Annotated in this window: 12 protein-coding genes; 5 read left to right on the top strand and 7 right to left on the bottom strand. The window is 76.1% G+C overall.

The annotated features are described in order from the left end of the window. Positions 1-4: 4 nt before the first annotated feature. From ABIE39_RS16400 to ABIE39_RS16390, 3 genes are all read right to left on the bottom strand, one after another. Positions 5-1,480, bottom strand: a complete 1,476-nt coding sequence (locus ABIE39_RS16400; protein ID WP_074808173.1) for an NCS2 family permease — start codon at positions 1,478-1,480, stop codon at positions 5-7. 85 nt (positions 1,481-1,565) lie between these two features. Then, positions 1,566-2,297, bottom strand: a complete 732-nt coding sequence (locus ABIE39_RS16395; RefSeq protein WP_209829878.1) for a hypothetical protein — start codon at positions 2,295-2,297, stop codon at positions 1,566-1,568. A 41-nt stretch (positions 2,298-2,338) separates the two neighbouring features. Further along, positions 2,339-3,853, bottom strand: a complete 1,515-nt coding sequence (locus ABIE39_RS16390) for a sugar transferase (RefSeq protein ID WP_074808178.1) — start codon at positions 3,851-3,853, stop codon at positions 2,339-2,341. 448 nt (positions 3,854-4,301) lie between these two features. Between ABIE39_RS16390 and ABIE39_RS16385 the strand changes: the two genes are divergently transcribed. Further along, positions 4,302-4,565 (top strand): DUF2530 domain-containing protein, encoded by a 264-nt coding sequence (locus ABIE39_RS16385; RefSeq protein ID WP_108049455.1) that lies wholly within the window; start codon positions 4,302-4,304, stop codon positions 4,563-4,565. Here ABIE39_RS16385 and ABIE39_RS16380 read toward each other — a convergent pair. From ABIE39_RS16380 to ABIE39_RS16365, 4 genes are all read right to left on the bottom strand, one after another. Then, positions 4,541-7,741, bottom strand: a complete 3,201-nt coding sequence (locus ABIE39_RS16380; RefSeq protein WP_354052605.1) for a sacsin N-terminal ATP-binding-like domain-containing protein — start codon at positions 7,739-7,741, stop codon at positions 4,541-4,543. The genes ABIE39_RS16385 and ABIE39_RS16380 overlap by 25 nt on opposite strands. Continuing rightward, the gene (locus ABIE39_RS16375; protein ID WP_354052603.1) at positions 7,738-8,787 is read right to left on the bottom strand and encodes a DUF3027 domain-containing protein; all 1,050 of its coding nucleotides are present in this window, start codon (positions 8,785-8,787) and stop codon (positions 7,738-7,740) included. Before ABIE39_RS16375 ends, ABIE39_RS16380 begins: the two co-directional genes overlap by 4 nt. Before the next feature lie 2 nt (positions 8,788-8,789). Further along, positions 8,790-9,173: a cold-shock protein gene (locus ABIE39_RS16370; RefSeq protein ID WP_034651071.1), complete on the bottom strand. Its 384-nt coding sequence runs from the start codon at positions 9,171-9,173 to the stop codon at positions 8,790-8,792. Positions 9,174-9,304: 131 nt separating this feature from the next. After that, a complete protein-coding gene (locus ABIE39_RS16365; protein ID WP_175008986.1) occupies positions 9,305-10,033 on the bottom strand; it encodes a WHG domain-containing protein in 729 nt (242 codons plus the stop codon). Positions 10,034-10,152: 119 nt separating this feature from the next. Here ABIE39_RS16365 and ABIE39_RS16360 point away from each other — a divergent pair, with 119 nt between their 5' ends. The 4 genes from ABIE39_RS16360 (at position 10,153) to ABIE39_RS16345 (ending at position 16,603) form a co-directional block, all read left to right on the top strand. Beyond that, positions 10,153-11,091: an NAD-dependent epimerase/dehydratase family protein gene (locus tag ABIE39_RS16360; RefSeq protein ID WP_354052601.1), complete on the top strand. Its 939-nt coding sequence runs from the start codon at positions 10,153-10,155 to the stop codon at positions 11,089-11,091. Between the two features lie 204 nt (positions 11,092-11,295). Continuing rightward, the gene (locus ABIE39_RS16355; RefSeq protein WP_354052599.1) at positions 11,296-12,273 is read left to right on the top strand and encodes a hypothetical protein; all 978 of its coding nucleotides are present in this window, start codon (positions 11,296-11,298) and stop codon (positions 12,271-12,273) included. Positions 12,274-12,387: 114 nt separating this feature from the next. After that, positions 12,388-14,832, top strand: coding sequence for a helicase-associated domain-containing protein (locus tag ABIE39_RS16350; RefSeq protein WP_354052597.1), 2,445 nt, complete (start codon positions 12,388-12,390; stop codon positions 14,830-14,832). Positions 14,833-14,923: 91 nt separating this feature from the next. After that, a complete protein-coding gene (locus tag ABIE39_RS16345; protein WP_074808193.1) occupies positions 14,924-16,603 on the top strand; it encodes a DNA repair helicase XPB in 1,680 nt (559 codons plus the stop codon). Positions 16,604-16,680 lie beyond the last annotated feature (77 nt).

Here is a 16,680-nt window from a genome sequence, read left to right as displayed (position 1 = left end):
GAGCCTAGAGGCCCAGGGCGTCCCGGATGGGGCCGAGGAGGAAGTACACGACGAACATCGCCGCCGCGACCCACATCAGCGGGTGGATCGCCCGGACCTTGCCGAGCGCGAGCTTGATGAGCACGAAAGCGAGGAAGCCCGCCCCGATGCCGTCCGCGATCGAGTACGTGAACGGCATGACGATGATCGTGAGGAACGCGGGGATGCCGATCTCGACGTTCTTCCAGGAGATGCCGGCGATCTGCGTCATCATGAGGAACCCGACGAAGACGAGCGCGGGCGCCGCGGCCTCGTACGGCACGAGCGCGACGAGCGGCGACAGGAAGGTCGCGAGCAGGAACGCGATCCCCGTGACGACCGACGCGAGGCCCGTGCGGGCACCCTCGCCGGCGCCCGTCGTCGACTCGACGAAGCTCGTGTTCGACGACACGGACCCGGCACCACCGGCCGCGGCGGCGATCGAGTCGACGACGAGGATCGCGCGCGAGCGCGGCGGGACGCCCTCGGCGTCGTTGAGGCGCGCCTCGGCGCCGACGGCGACCATCGTGCCCATCGAGTCGAAGAAGTCCGCGAGCAGGAGCGAGAACACCAGCAGGATCACGGTGACGGTCGCGATGTTCTGGAACGAGCCCAGGAGAGAGAACTGGCCGAGGAGGCCGAAGTCCGGGACCTGCACGACGCCGTCGAACGTGGGCGCGTTGAGGTTGAAGCCGTCCGGGTTCGAGCCGTCGGGGGCCTTCGCGCCGATGTGGAGCGTGTTCTCCAGCACGACGGCGAGCACGGTCGCCGTGAGGATCGCGACGAGCAGGGCGCCCTTGACCTTGCGGACCCACAGCACGATCGTCAGCACGAGGCCCACGACGAACACGAGGATCGGCCACGTGCCGAGGTTGCCGAGCGCGAGGAGCGTGCCGCTGCCCGCGGTGACGAAGCCCGCGTTGACGAGGCCGATGAGCGCGATGAACAGGCCGATGCCGACGCTGATGGCGGTCTTCAGCTCGAGCGGCACCGCCCGGAAGACGGCCTCGCGGAACCCGGTCAGCACGAGCACGAGGATGATGAGGCCCTCGATGACGACGAGGCCCATCGCGTCCGCCCACGTGACCCCGGGCAGCGACGCGATCGAGTACGCGACCACCGCGTTGAGGCCGAGACCGGCCGCGAGACCGAGCGGGAAGTTCGCGAAGACGCCCATGGCGAGCGTCATGACGCCCGCGACGAGCGCGGTGGCCGCGGCGATCTTGCCGAAGTCGGGCTCGGCACCCCCGCCGAGGAACTGGCCCGTGCCGTCCTGGACGGTCCCGATGATCAGCGGGTTCAGCACGATGATGTAGGCCATCGCGAAGAACGTCACGAGACCGCCGCGGATCTCGGTGCCGATCGTCGAGCCGCGCTCGGTGATCTTGAAGAAGCGGTCGATCGCGCCGCGCGCAGGCGCGGGGGCGTGCTCGTCCTCACGGACGGAGGTGGGGGTGGACATGGGGAGAATGCTGCCAGAACCGTGTGACCGCGCGGTAACGCGCCGGACACGGTCGGGCATCGCCCGTCGGGGTCGTCCGCGCACGTCAGGCCGCGCCGACGGCGTCGAGCGCCGCCCGGGGTGTGCTCGACGCCACGTCCGCCGCCCCGGGTGCCGCGCCGTCGTCGTGCGCGCGGGGTGCGCCGTGACCGTGCCCGAGGGACTCCGCCGTCGCGAGGTCGGTGACGCTGCGCGGCGCGCCCGAGGCGAGCTGGACCGCGTGCAGCACGTCGAGGATCGCGCTCGCCCGCTCCCCGGCCGGGCCGGCGGGGACGCCGTGCACGACCCGGGCCGGGTGCAGCAGGTCGACGACGGCGTGGCCCGGCCGGTGCTCGTCCGGCACCCAGGCGACCGTGGCGGGGACGCCGTCCGCGGCGAGGCACGCGGCGAGCAGCTCGGCGGTGCCCGCGGGGACGCGGGCGCGCCCGACGACGAGGTCGCCCGGGCCGAGGTGCGGGGCGAGGCCGTCGAGCGCGTCCCGCAGCGTCGCGACGCGCGCCGCACCCCCGGCGTCGGGCGCGGACCCGGCGCCGACGCAGAGCAGGTGCACACGCGCCCCGGCCACGGCCGTGCGGTCGGTCGTCGGGCGCAGGCGCCCGCTCACGAGGCCGAGCGCGAGGAGCCGGGGCAGCCGCGGCTCAGCGGCCCTGGGCCCAGCGCGGAGCGCGGCGAGCGCGCGCGGGTCCGGGTCGAGGAGCACGACCTCGTGCCCGGCGGCGGCGAGGCAGGCCGCGTGCAGGACGCCGCGCCGACCGCCTCCCGAGACCGAGACCCGCACGACGCACCTCCTCCTGCCCGCCCCGACATCCCGGCCGGGCCTCAGTAGGCCCCGGAGCCGGAGAACACCGCGCGCGCCGTGCGCGCGAGGATGAGGAAGTCGCCGAACATCGTCCAGTTCTCCACGTAGTACACGTCGAGGCGGACGCTCTCCTCCCACGACAGGTCCGACCGGCCACCGACCTGCCACAGACCCGTGAGACCGGGCTTGACCAGGAGCCGACGACGGACCTTCTTCTCGTACTTCTGCACCTCGCGCGGCAGCGGGGGCCGCGGGCCGACGAGGCTCATGTCGCCGCGCAGGACGTTGAAGAGCTGCGGCAGCTCGTCGAGCGAGTAACGGCGCAGCACCCGGCCGACGGGCGTCACGCGCGGGTCGTCACGCATCTTGAACAGCAGGCCGGAGCCGTCGTTCTGCTCCTCGAGCTGCTCGACCTCGCGGTCGGCGCCGACGCGCATGGAGCGGAACTTGAACATCGAGAACGTGCGGCCGTTGCGCCCGACGCGCTCCTGGCGATAGAGGACGGGACCGCGGCTCGTGAGCCGGACGGCGAGCGCGACCGCGACGAGCACGGGCAGCGCGACGAGCGTGATGAGGGCCGCGCCCGTCCAGTCCACGACCGACTTCACGGCGAACTTGGGCCCCGTGAAGCGGGGCGCGTCCACGTGCAGGAGCGAGACGCTCTCGGCGGGCGTGATGGTGATGCGGGGACCTGCGACGTCCGCGAGCTCCGCCGTGAGCATGAGGTCGACGCCGTACGGCTCGAGCTCCCAGCCCAGGCGGCGCACCACCTCGGCCGTGATGGCGTCCGAGCCGGAGACCGCGACGACGTCCGCGCCCACACGGGTCGCGACCTCGCCCGCGTGCCGGAGCTCGCCGAGGACCGGCACGCCGTGGATCTCCTCCCCCGCGCCGAACCCGCCCGACGGGACGCACACGCCGACGACGCGGTAGCCCGACTCGTCGCGGGAGTTGAGGTCGCGGATGAGGCGCTCGGCCTGGTCGCGGTGCCCGATCGCGAGCACCGCGGACCGCATGCCGCCGTGGGCGCGCTGACGGTGCAGCCACTGGCGCCAGGCGTACCGGCCCGCGAGCAGCCCGGCGAGACCGAGCGGGAAGGCGAACGCGAGGTAGCCCCGCGTCTCCGGGAAGCGGAGCAGGAAGGCGAGAACGGCGAGCACCGCGAAGAGGCGCCACGACGCGTCGAAAACCCGGTGGTACTCCGTGGGCCCGCTGCCCATGACGCGAGGGTCGCGCGTCCGGCTGGCCACGAGGGACACCGACCAGGCCACGCCCACGAGCACGGACAGCACCACGTAGGGGACACGGGCCCGGCTCACGGGCTCGTCGATCACGGCGTCCCAGCGCAGGAAGTAGGCGACCAGCACGGCCACGACGATCACGACCGTGTCGGTGACGAGCAGCCGACGGCGGTACGCGACCTCCCAGCCCTGCGCGGCGAACGCGGCCCGTGCTGCACGGATGCGTGCCGCGGGCGACGCGGTGAGAAGGGTGCGCAGACCTCGTCTCGTGTCGTCGGTGACGCTGTGGGACATGCGTCCACCTCCGGTCGGCTCCACACCCTGCATGGCGACTCATCCTAGGTTCGAGAAAGTGCGATAACGAGGGTTAACGAGGGCTTTCACCCGGGTGAGAAGGCGTTCCGGACGACCGCTGTCCGGAAGGTCCCGAGCCGCAGGATCCTGCGGTTCTCACGTCGACTGCATGTCGCGGAGGAATTCACTGGACAGGTGTCCAGGTCTGGCGTTCCGCAGCACGCGACGCAGCGTACGGAGAAGGCGTGAGGGAGTTCCCACCCACAGACCGGGGCGGTTCGAGCTGGACGGGCGACCACGAGCGGGAGAGCGTGGCGGGCCGCTTGCATCGTAGCGCGCGGTTGCGGGTGCTCCGGACGTGTGCTCACACCAGAAGGAGAAGAGACGCAGGTCACGCGTGTGACGCGCCGTGGGGGTGAAAAGAGCGGCCCGTCGCTACGATGCTCGGGTGCCCTCGGTCGTGACCCTCCTCCTCCACCCCGAACGCCGGCGCCCCGACCCGGCGCCCTGGCGGGTCGACCTGCGCGTCGTCATCCTCGCCGGCATGGCGCTCTGGACGGTTGCGCTCGTCGTGTGCGCCGTCCTGCTCGCCACCGGGACGCTCGCGCCCCGCGCGGTCGCGACGTGCGCCGTCGGCCTCGCGCTCGGCGCTCTCGGCCTCGTCTGGGAGCGGCGGAACCGGACCCGCTACCGCGCGTCCGCCGACGACTGAGGGGCGTCCCAGGCCGTCCGCGCCACCGTGCCCTGCGCCCCGCGCGGGTCGCGGAGCACCTCTTCGAGCACGTGCCGTGCGCCGTGACGTCCCGCGACCACGGCGAGTGCCGCCGCGAGCCCTGCCGGGCCGGTCGCGTGCACGACGACGCCCGCTCCCCCACGACCCTCGACCCACCACGGGACCGCGACCCCGTCGACGCGGAGGTCGTCGTGCCGTTCCCAGGTGCGTGGCAGGGGCGCACCGACGACGGCCACCACCTCGGCCGGGACGTCCTCGCGGTGCCCGGCGGCGTCCGGCGCCGGAGCGGTACCGGTGACCGTCGCGACGTCGAGCAGGTCCGCGACGTCCTCGACCAGGTCCCGTCCGGCGGGCACGAGCGGGCGCAGCGGGGCCCACATCGGGTCCGGGGCCACCGCGACGTCGTCGGCCGGCGCGACGACGACCGCCCCGCCGTGCAGCGCGGGCACCCGCCCGGGGGGCGGGTCGAGCCGTACCCCGCGCCCGGCCAGCGTCTCCAGGGCGCGCCACAGGGCCAGCGCCGCCCGGGCGTCGACCCGTGATCCGACCGGGGGCAGCCCGTCGAGCAGGTCGGCCCACTCCTCCGGGTCGAGCTCGGCGAGGTCGTGCACACCCCCGACGGCGGCGAGCGACGCGTCGTCGAGCCCCGCCACCTCGGGCGGTGCCGGACGCAGGAACGCGGCGGCCGGGCCGCCGTCGAGCGCGAACGGCCCGCCGAGCTCCTCGCGCAGCCACCACGCCGTGTACGAGCGCGCCGCCGTCGTGCGCCCGCCCTCCGCGCGCACAGGCGTGAGCAGCGCCTCCCGCGCCGCGGGGTCGCCCGCGAGCCGGGCGAGCACGTCGGGCCACGCGTGTTCGGCCACCGCGTCGAGGTCCGCGACGGCGAGCACGTCCCCCACGTACGCCTCGGGGCCGAGCGTCGCCGCGAGGTGCTCGAGGTACCCGGCCCAGTCGGAGAGCCAGCCCTCGGGCGCGTGCGGGTCCAGGTCGGGCTCGTCGTCGTCCGACGTGGGCGTGAGGACGTCGCGCACCCGCAGCACGGTCGGCCCCGCCGCCGCGCCCACCGCGCGCAGCACCGGCTCGCCCCAGCGCGCGACGACCCCCGGGTCGACGACGTCGAGCCCGTCGAGCGCGTCCGCCGCCCAGGTGGCCGGCAGTGCGCAGCCACGCGCGGGCGACCAGCCGCCGTCCGTCGTCGGGACCGGGAGCTCGCCCCACCAGAACGGCAGCGCGTCGTCGGGGTCCCGCACGTCGCGCAGCGCGGCGGCGACCAGCGCGAGCAGCCGCTCGACCTCGGGGGCGGGGTCGTCGTCCGCCTCCGCGGCGGCGGCGGCGGCCAGCACGCGCTCGCGCACCGCGCCGTCGGCGAGCACCGCGCGCAGGTCCGTCGCCCGCGCGCCCAGCCGTTCGAGCAGCGGGTGCGCCGCCCGCGGGTCGACGACGCGGAGACCGAGGTCGGCGGCGTCCCGCGCGTCGAGCGTCCCGCCGTCCGTGCCGTCGTCCGTGCCGTCGTCCGTGCCGCCGTCCGTGCCGTCGTCCGGGTCGTCGTCGAGGAGCAGCAGGCCGCGCGCCCCGCGCACGACCTGCCCGCCGAGCAGCGGGACCGGGAGCGCGCCCAGCGCCTCGAGCACCGACCGGTCCCCTGCGTGCGGCGCGAGGGCGTCGTACAGCGCCCGCCAGCGCGCGGGGTCGGCGACGAGCGGGAGGTCGTCCAGGACGTCGGCGAGATCGACGACCTGCGCCCCGAGCGACCGCGCGACCGCGCGCAGCGGTCCCGGCACGTCGACGAGGTGCGCCGCCCCGAGCTCGGCACGCACGCGCGCGTCGCCCACGTCCCCGGCGAGGACGCGCGCCTCGGCGGGCGCGAGGAGCCGCCGCCCGTCCCGGTGCGGCGCGCCGTGCTCGTCGGGCTCGTCGTGCTCCGCGAGGCTCGGCAGGTCCCCCCACGGATCGTCCCGCGTGGGGTCGGGCTGATCGGGCGGCAGGTCGAGCGGGAGGAGCGGCGTGCGGGCCAGGGCCGTCGTCGCCGCCGCGCGGACCGCCTCGTCGACCGCGCTCGTCGGCAGCCCGGTCGGCACGAGCCCGAGCACGTCGGCGCCGCGGTCGGCCGCGAGCGACCCGAGGAGCGCCGCGTACGCGCGACCCGCCTCGTGCGCGACGTGGTCGGTCACGGCGCCCCGCGGGACGTGCCGGCGCGCCGGGTCGAGCGGGAACGTCGCGAGGAGCAGCGCCGGGAACGTGAGCCGCTCGTCCGTCGGGGTGGGGGCGTGCAGCACGGTCGGAGCCGCCGCGTCGTGGGGCAGCGCCCAGGTGACGGACCAGCGGTCGGCGCCACGCTCCTCGACGGGACGGTCCGCGAGGAGCGCGGGGTCGAGCGTCCCCTCGCGTCGCAGCACCGTCCAGCGCTCGTCGACGTCCGCGACCCGGCGCTCCACGACGCCGTCGCCGGCCACGACGACCTCCGTGAGCGCGGGCAGCGCGAGCAGCAGCGGGTCGCCGACGTCCGCGAGCTCGGCCCGCACGGCGTCGAGCGCCGCGTCGTCGCGCAGCTCGACCTCGACCACCGTGTCGTACCCCGGCGGCACCTCGACGCGTGCCGGGAAGGGCAGCCGCAGCACCGGGAGCCGGTCTCCGCGGCCCGCGACCTCGGCGGCGAGGTCCGGGCGGTCCGACAGCACGTCGTCGAGCGCGGCGCGCGTGCGGTCGAGCGAGAGCTCGACGGCACGGTCTCCCGCGCCGACGCGTACGCGGTCCGCGACCGAGCGGACCGCCGCGAAGCCGACCCCGAAACGCCCGACCGTGCGCGGGCCACCGGCTGCACCCGCGCCCCGGCCCGTGGCCGAGGCCCGCATCGCGACGAGCGACGCGACGCCCGCCGCGTCGAGCGGCTCGCCGGTGTTGGCCGCGCGCAGCACCCAGCGCCCGCCGAGGTCGGACGGCGCGTGGAGGCTCAGCCGGAGCCGACCGGGGACGCCCGCGCGGGCGGCGGCGTCGGCCGCGTTCTGCGCGAGCTCGACGACGACCCGCCCCCGGTACGACCCGTGGGCGTGGTCCTCCTCGGTGTTCGCGTCCTCACGCAGGCGCGTCGGCGAGGACCGCCACGCCTCCAGGACCGCACGACGCAGCGCGGCCGTCCCGAAGACGTCCCGCGTCACTCCCGCGGCTCGTCCGGCGCGGCGTCGACGACGGCGTCCGGCGCGGCGTCGGGATCGGGCGCGGTCTCCCCGTCGGCCGGCTCACCGGCCACGGCGGCCTCCGGCGCGGTGGTGACCGACGTCGGGACGTCGGTCACCGGCGTCGGCTCGTCCTGCGCCGCCGGAACCGTCGCCTCCTGGGCGGTCTCGTCCGGGGCGGTCTCCGTCGGCGCGGCCCCGTCCCGGGCCGCCTCCTTCCGGGCGACCGCGGACTCGAGGAGCGTGACGATCTCGACGTGCAGCTCGTCGACGAGCGGGTCCGGGTCAGGCCACTCGCTGCGCTGCGGCTCGACGTCCGTCTCCGAGTGCGCGCCGCAGCCGTGGTCGAGGCTCACGACCTTGCCGTCGTCCGGCGACCACTCGTTCGCGCACACGCCGAAGACCTGGCCGAGGCTGCCCTGGAGCGGCACGAGGAAGCCGCACGACCCGCAGTCGGCCGCGGCGGCCACGGCGCCGCGCGTCGTCGGGCCGCGCGACCCGCGGTACCAGCGCTCCGCGGCCTCGTCGCGGCCCTGCGGCGACAGGACGCGGGCGCGGGCGAGCGCGAGCTCCTCGATCGCGACGACGTCCTGGTCCTCGTCTCCCGTCGGCACGTAGCCCGGCTCGAGGCGGGGGTCGTCCGCGCGGAAGGGCAGCACGTCGCCCGGGCCGACGTCGCCCGGGCGCAGGCGCTCGGACCACGGGAGCCACGACGGCGCGAGCAGCGCACCGTCACCGGGCAGCAGCTCGACCTCGCACACCGTGGCCGTCCGGCCGCGCGGCACGCGCGCGAGCGTGACCGTCCAGTGCCAGCCGCGGTAGCCGCGCATCGTGCACGCGAACCGGTGGGAGATGAGGCGGTCCGCCTCGGCGACGGTGCCGAGGTGCTCCCCCACGTCCTCCGGGCTCTCGGCCACCTCCTGCGCCGCGGCGCGCGCGAGCTCGACCGCGCCCGTGAGCACGGCGTCCCGCGCCGCGCGCGCGGAGACTCCTCGGACGCGCTCCTCTGCGGCTGCCACGGCGGACATCGTCAGGCCTCGATCTCGTCCGCGACCGCGCGCAGGACCGCGGCGACCTTGGTGGCCTTGCCCTTCTCCGGGTAGCGGCCACGGCGCAGGCCGTTGCCGATCCCGTCGAGCTCCTTGATGAGGTCCTCCACGATGACCGCCATCTCGTCCGCCGAGCGACGCTTCGCCTTGACGACCGAGGGCGCCGGGTCGAGGAACGTGACGGCGAGCGCCTGCGGGCCACGGCGCCCGTCCGCGACGCCGAAGTCGACGCGAGCGCCCGGCTTGGGCGCGGGGGCGTCCGCGGGCAGGGCGGAGGCGTGCAGGAAGACCTCGCCGCCGTCGTCGTTGGCGATGAAGCCGAACCCGCGTTCGGTGTCGAACCACTTGACCTTGCCGGTGGGCACGTGAACCTCGTTCGTGCTCGTAGGAACCAGAACCCCCAGGTTACCGGCCACGCGGCGGCAAAGCCGCATCCATACCGTGGGCACGCTCCGGGCGAGCCCCGACGACCGGGCGCGGCACGTCGTCGGCCCGGTCAGCGCGCAGGCGACCGCGGGACCACGCCGGCGTCCGCCCCGACCCGCAGCGCGACGGCGTCGAACCAGTCGGCGTAGTCGGCGACCGTGCGGTGGAGGTGGCCGAAGAGCTCGAACGACACCGTGCCGAACAGGGTCGTCCAGGCCATGAGCGTGCGCACGACGGCCTCGGGCGGGACGTCGGGCGTGGTCAGCCCGCGCGCGCTCACGTACGCGACGGCGGGGGCGACGAGCGCGGCCGCCTCCCCGCCCGACGGCGGTGCGGGCACCGGGCCCTCGCCGTCCGCCCAGGAGTCGGCGACGACCCGGACGAGCGCCCGCACGACGCGCGTCGCGGGCTCGACCGTGTCCTGCGGCGCCGCGTACCCCGGGACGGGGGTGCCGTAGAGCAGCCCGAACTCCCCGGGACGCGCGACGCACCACGTGCGGAGCGCACGGCACGCGGCGAGCCAGCGACCGGGCAGGTCGTCGCGCGCGACGACGGCCTCCGCGGCCTCGACGGCGGCCCCGAGCTCGTCGTAGCACTCGACGAGGAGCGCGGTGAGCAGCGCGTCCCGGCTCGGGAAGTACCGGTAGACGGCGGACGACACCATGCCGACGTCGCGCGCGACGGCCCGCAGCGAGAGCGCGGCGGGCCCGTCGGCGACGAGCCGCGCGCGGGCGGCGTCGAGGATCTCGCGCGTGAGGGTCTCGCGCGCCAGGGCGCGCGCCGTCCGAGGTGCCGTCATCCCGTCAGGGTCGCAGACGAGAGCGCTGACCACCAACGAGAGCGGTGCTCTTGCTTTGTCGTGGCCGCCGTGCCAGGCTGCTGTCGACACGAGAGCACTGCTCTCGGAAAGGAGCCCTCATGTCCAGCGCCTCGTCCTCCCCCGGCCGGCACGTCGTCATCGGCGCCGGCCCGGTCGGCCGCCACGTCGCCGCCGAGCTCGCGGCCCGCGGGTCCCACGTCACCGTCGTGACCCGCAGCGGACGCGACACCGGGATCGCCGGCGTCACGCACCTCGCCCTCGACGCGTCCGACGCCGACGCGCTGAGCCGCGCCGCGGACGGCGCCGCCGTGCTCTACAACTGCGCCAACCCCGGCGACTACACGCAGTGGGAGCGGGTCTGGCCGCCGCTCGCCGCCGCGCTGCTCACCACGGCCGAGCGGACCGGCGCCGTCTACGCGATCACCGGCAACCTCTACCCCTACGGCCCGGTCGACGGACCCATGACCGAGGACCTGCCCGACGCCGCGACCGACCACAAGGGCGTCCTGCGCGCCCGGTTGTGGGCCGACGCCCTCGCCGCGCACCGCGCCGGCCGTGCGCGCGTCGTCGAGGTGCGCAGCTCCGACTTCGTCGGGCCCGGGGTCGGCACCAACGGCCACGTGTCGCGCGTGGTCCCCGCCGCGCTGCGCGGCCGGGCCGTCACGATGATCGGCCGCACCGACCTGCCGCACTCGTTCACCGACGTGCAGGACGCGGCGCGCACGCTCGTCGCGGCGGCCGCCGACCCGAGCGCGCTCGGTCGCACGTGGCACACCCCGAGCAACCCGCCGCGCACCCAGCGCGAGGCGCTGGCCGACGTCCTCGCGAGCGTCGGGCGCCCGCCGGTCCCGGTGCGCTCGCTGCGCGGCCCCGGGCTCGCGGTCGCCGGGCTGTTCTCGCCGCTGCTGCGCGAGCTGCGCGACCTCGCCTACCAGTGGGAGAGGCCCTACGTCCTCGACGACACCGCGGCCCGCGCCCGCTTCGGCATCGAGCCCACGCCCTGGGACGAGGCCTGCCGCCGGACCGCCCGCGGCTGACCGGTGGCGGGTGACAAGACGCGCGATTCGACACGCCATGCGCTGTTCGGCACCTGAGGCTGCCGACGTCCCGCATGCGGTGCCGACCCGCGTCCGCCCTGCCGAAGCGTCTGACCGTCGCGCACAGGCGCCGTCGACCGGAGACCGTCCACAGGACCGGTCCGGACGACCCGCTCGCGCTCCCGGACCGGGCACGCTCGCCCGATGCACGACGACGACCCTCTCGCCCCCGGCGGACCTCGACGACCCGCGTTGCTGCTCGCGGCGGAGCACCCGCCCCAGCTCGTGCGACAGGCCGCGTCCTCCGGGTCCTGGGAGCGGGTGCGCCGGGGCGTCTACCGCGAGACCGGCACCACCAGGAGGATCGGGCCCGCCGACGAGCGCGACCTCGTGCTGGTCCGGGCGACCGCGCTCCATCGCACCCTCCGCGCGGATCACGTCCTCAGCCACACCACCGCCGCCCTCGTCCACGGCCTGCGTCTGTGGACGGCGCCCCGCGACGTGCACGTGGTGCAGCCCTACCGGCGGTCCGGGCGCGCGGACCCCACGGTCGCGAGGCACCTCGGACTCGTCGACGCCGTCGACCGGTGCGTCGTCGGCGGCCTGCCGGTGACGACACCTGCCCGCACCGTCGCCGACTGCCTGCGCACCCTGAGCCCGCTCGAGGGGCTGGTCGTCGCGGACGCGGCGCTCGCGCGGGGTCTCTCCCGCGAGGACGTCGCGGCCTGCCTCGCGCGACAGCCCCGGGCTGCCGGGGCACCTCGCGCCCGGCACGTCCTCCGGCTCGCGGACGCCGGCGCCGAGTCGGCCTGGGAGACGTGGTTGCGGTACCTCGTCCTCCGGCTCGGCCTGCCCCGCCCGTCGACGCAGGTCCCGGTCCGTACCTCGGTCGGTCGGGTCCGCGCGGACCTCGGGTGGGAGCCGTGGCGGCTGCTGCTGGAGTTCGACGGGCTGGTGAAGTACCGCACGACGGGCGACGGCCTCGCTCCCCGTGAGGACCCGGGCCGCGTCCTCGTCGCGGAGAAGCGACGGCACGAGGCGATCGAGGCGACCGGACGTCGCGTGCTGCGGTTCACCGCGCGGGACGCACCCGACGCCGTCCGCGAACGGGTCCTGCGCTGGGTGCCGCCGGACGTCGTGGCGTCGCTGCGCCCTGACCGTCACCTTCCCCCGCTGCGCTGACCGGTCGGCACCCCGGCGGCGGTTCGGCACTCGCAGCACTCTTCGGCACCTCGAGGTGCCGAAGAACGACAGGAGGTACCGAACCGTCAGCACAACCCGCGTAGCATCGTACGGATGGCCACCTCCCGGCCCGAGCGGGCTCCGACGTACAGCGAGTCGCTGCGCCAGCGCGACGACGACGCGCTGGTCGCCCTGCTCGCGGGGCGTCCCGACCTCGCCACCCCCTCCCCCTCGACGCTGCTCTCGCTCGCCGCGCGCGCGATGAACCGCACGAGCCTCGAGCGCGCGCTCGCCGGCCTCGACGAGCTGACGCTGCACGTGCTCGAGTCGGTGCTCGTGCTCGACTCGGTGGGCACGCCCGCGACGGCGGCCGCGGTGGCCCGCGCGACGGGCGTGGACCGCGCGTCGGTCACTGCAGCGCTCGCGCGCCTCGACGAGCTCGCGCTCGTCTGGTCGCCCGGTACGCGCTCGGCCGGGTTCCGCCCGGCGCCCGGGACGGCCGAGGTGCTCGGACCGCACCCCGCGGGCCTGGGCCCGGTCTCCGGCGACACGGGCGGCGCCCCGGCGCCGTCCGTCGACCTGCCCGACGACGCACCGCCGGGCGCGCGCGCCATCCTCGACGCGCTCGCGTGGGGGCCGCCCGTCGGCGTCGCCCCGCGCTCCGACCCGTCCGCACGCCGGGCGACGGCCTGGCTGGTCGAGCGCGGCTACCTCCGCGCGACCGACGAGCGGCACGTCGTCCTGCCGCGCGAGGTGGGGCTCGCGCTGCGCGGCGGCCGCACCCACCGCGACGTGCGCACGACGCCGCCCGTGCCCGAGGTGCGCGAGCTCCCCGCGGCGACGGTCGAGGCGGAGTCCGCGAGCGCCGGTCTGGAGGCGGTGCGCCTCGTCGCGCGTCTCGTCACGCACTGGACCGAGCACCCGCCGGGCGTCCTGCGCGCGGGGGGCCTCGGGGTGCGCGACCTGCGCCGTGCGGCCCTCGCGCTCGAGGTCGACGACGCGACGGCGGCCGCGGTCGTCGAGGTCGCCGCGGCGGCGGGCCTCGTGGCCGACGACGGCGACGACCCGCCCACGTTCGCCCCGACCCCGACGGCCGAGGACTGGCTCGACGACGACCTGGGCGACCGATGGGCGACGCTGGCGCGCGGGTGGTGGCGGTCGCGCCGCACGCCGTGGCTCGTCGGGAGCCGCGACGAGAAGGGCGCCCTGCGCGCCGCGCTCGACCCCGAGCTGTGGCGGCCCTGGGTCCCGCGGCTGCGCCGCTCGGTCCTCGACGTGCTCGCCCTCGCGCCCGACCGGCCGCTCGACGCGTCCGACGTCGTCGCGGTCCTGCGCTGGCGCACGCCGCGCGCGGTGCCGCCGGAGCAGGCCGTCGCGGGGCTGCTGCGCGAGGCCGCGCTGCTCGGGGTGACGGGCGCGGGCGCGCTCGCGCCCCCGGGTCGGGCGCTCGTCGCGGGCGACGACCCCGCGGCGTCGGCGGAGCCCGTGGACCTGGGCGCCGCGTTCGAGGCCGTGCTCCCGCCCGAGGTGGACGACCTCCTGCTCCAGGGAGACCTCACGGGCATCGTGCCGGGCCGGCCGTCGCGCACGCTCGAGCGGCTCGTGGAGGTCGCGGCCGACGTCGAGTCGCGCGGTGCCGCGACCACGGTCCGGTTCACGCCGGAGTCGGTGCTGCGCGCGCTCGACCGGGGCGCGACGGCGGACGAGCTGCTCGCCGAGCTCGCGTCGCACTCCCGCACGCCCGTGCCTCAGCCGCTGGAGTACCTGGTGCGCGACACCGCGCGCCGCCACGGGAGGGTGCGGGTCGGGACGGCGTCGTCGTACGTGCGCGCCGAGGACCCGGTGCTCCTCGCGGGCATCGCGGAGGACCCCGCGCTGCGCGGCCTCGGCCTGGTGCTCCTCGCGCCGACCGTGCTCGCGTCCGGCGCACCGGCCGGGGAGCTGCAGGACGCGCTGCGGGCGCGCGGAGTGCCGTCGGTCGTGGAGGGCCCGGACGGGCGCGTGCTCGTCGCGGACCGTGCGGGCCGTCGCGACCTGCCCGACGCCGCGGGCCCGGCCCGGCGAGGACGGGCCGGGACGGTCGTCGGACGGCGCGGGAACCGCGCCCGGACCGGCGTCGTGCCGGGTTCCGGGGCGCGCGTCGACGAGGCGCGGGACGCGGCCGGGAGCGACGCGCAGCGGTTCGCCGACCTCGTCGCCCGGCTGCGCGCCGCCGACACGCGCTCGGCGGAGGAGGCCCAGACCCGCGCGGCCGGCGGTGCACGCGCCGACGGCGACGGGTCGCGCCGGGGCGGGGGGACGGCGTCGGGCAGGGCGGGACGCGGGGACGACGGACCCGAGGGAACAAGCGACCCGGTGGCGGCGTTGGGGCTCCTGCGCGAGGCGATCGCGGACGGCGCCATGGTGTGGCTCGAGGTCGTCGGGTCGACGGGCGCGCCGGACCGCCGCCGGGTGCGGCCTCTCACGCTCGACGCCGGTCGGTTGCGCGCGCAGGACCCGGCGCGCGACGCCGAGCTCACGGTCGCGGTCCACCGCATCGCCTCCGTGACGCCGGACTGACCCCGGACCACACCCCGCGCCCGCCATCGACACCGCCCCCGGACCGACCACGGACCGCTCGACCCTCGGCCACCCACGGCAAGGAGAACGCATGACCGACGGACCTCTCATCGTCCAGAGCGACAAGTCGCTCCTGCTCGAGGTCGACCACCCCCGTGCCGACGACGCGCGCCGGGCGATCGCGCCGTTCGCCGAGCTCGAGCGCGCCCCCGAGCACGTCCACACCTACCGGCTCACGCCGCTCGGCCTGTGGAACGCGCGCGCGGCCGGGCACGACGCCGAGCAGGTCGTCAACACGCTCATCGAGTACTCGCGCTACCCGGTGCCGCACGCGCTGCTCATCGACGTCGCGGAGACGATGTCCCGGTACGGGCGGCTCACGCTCGCGCAGCACCCGACGCACGGGCTCGTGCTCGAGGCGACGGACCGCGCCGTCCTCGCCGAGGTGCTCAAGTCCAAGCGCACCGCCGGGCTGGTGGGCGACCGGATCGACGACACGACCGTCGTCGTGCACCCGTCCGAGCGCGGCCACCTCAAGCAGGTGCTGGTGAAGCTCGGCTGGCCCGCCGAGGACCTCGCCGGGTACGTCGACGGCGAGAAGCACGCCATCGCGCTCAGCCCGACGACGCCGCCGCGCACCGAGGGCGAGGAGCCGAAGCCCTGGGAGATGCGCCCGTACCAGGCGCAGGCGGTGGACGGGTTCTGGCACGGCGGGAGCGGCGTCGTCGTGCTGCCGTGCGGCGCGGGCAAGACGATCGTCGGCGCGGGTGCGATGGCGAGGTCCGGGACGACGACGCTCATCCTCGTGACGAACACGGTCAGCGCGCGCCAGTGGCGCGACGAGCTCGTGCGGCGCACGACGCTCACCGAGGACGAGATCGGCGAGTACTCCGGCGCGCGCAAGGAGATCAAGCCCGTCACGATCGCGACGTACCAGGTGCTGACGACGAAGCGGAAGGGCGTGTACACGCACCTCGAGCTGCTCGACGCCCGCGACTGGGGGCTCGTCGTGTACGACGAGGTGCACCTGCTGCCCGCGCCGATCTTCCGCATGACGGCGGACCTGCAGGCGCGCCGCCGCCTCGGGCTCACCGCGACGCTCGTGCGCGAGGACGGCCGGGAGGACGAGGTGTTCTCGCTCATCGGGCCCAAGCGGTACGACGCCCCGTGGAAGGACATCGAGGCGCAGGGCTACATCGCGCCCGCGGACTGCGTCGAGGTGCGCCTCACGCTGCCCGAGTCCGACCGCATGACGTACGCCGTCGCCGAGCCCGAGGACAAGTACCGGCTCGCCGCGACCGCCACGGGCAAGAACCGGGTCGTGGAGCAGATCGTCGCGCAGCACCCGGACGACCAGGTGCTCGTGATCGGCCAGTACCTCGACCAGCTCGAGGAGCTGTCGCAGCACCTCGACGCGCCGCTCATCACGGGCGCGACGACGGTCCGCGAGCGCCAGCGCCTGTTCGACGCGTTCCGCACGGGCGAGATCTCGCGGCTCGTCGTGTCGAAGGTCGCGAACTTCTCCATCGACCTGCCCGAGGCGTCGGTCGCGATCCAGGTCTCCGGGTCGTTCGGGTCGCGCCAGGAGGAGGCCCAGCGCCTCGGTCGCGTCATGCGCCCCAAGGCCGACGGCCGCACCGCCCACTTCTACGCCGTCGTCGCGCGCGACACGGTGGACCAGGACTTCGCGGCCCACCGCCAGCGGTTCCTGGCGGAGCAGGGGTACGCCTATCGCATCGTCGACGCGGAGGACCTCGGCGTCGTGCAGTGACGGGTGGGGACCGCAGCGCAGCAAGGTACCCGCCCGGCACGGAACGATGCCCGGGTCCGACCGAAAACACCGGGACC

This window comes from Cellulosimicrobium sp. 4261, assembly GCF_040546915.1.
In the GTDB taxonomy this organism is placed as follows: Bacteria; Actinomycetota; Actinomycetes; order Actinomycetales; family Cellulomonadaceae; genus Cellulosimicrobium; species Cellulosimicrobium cinnabarinum.
Note: the sequence above shows the minus strand (reverse complement) of the source record. Positions and strands in the feature narration are given on the sequence as shown.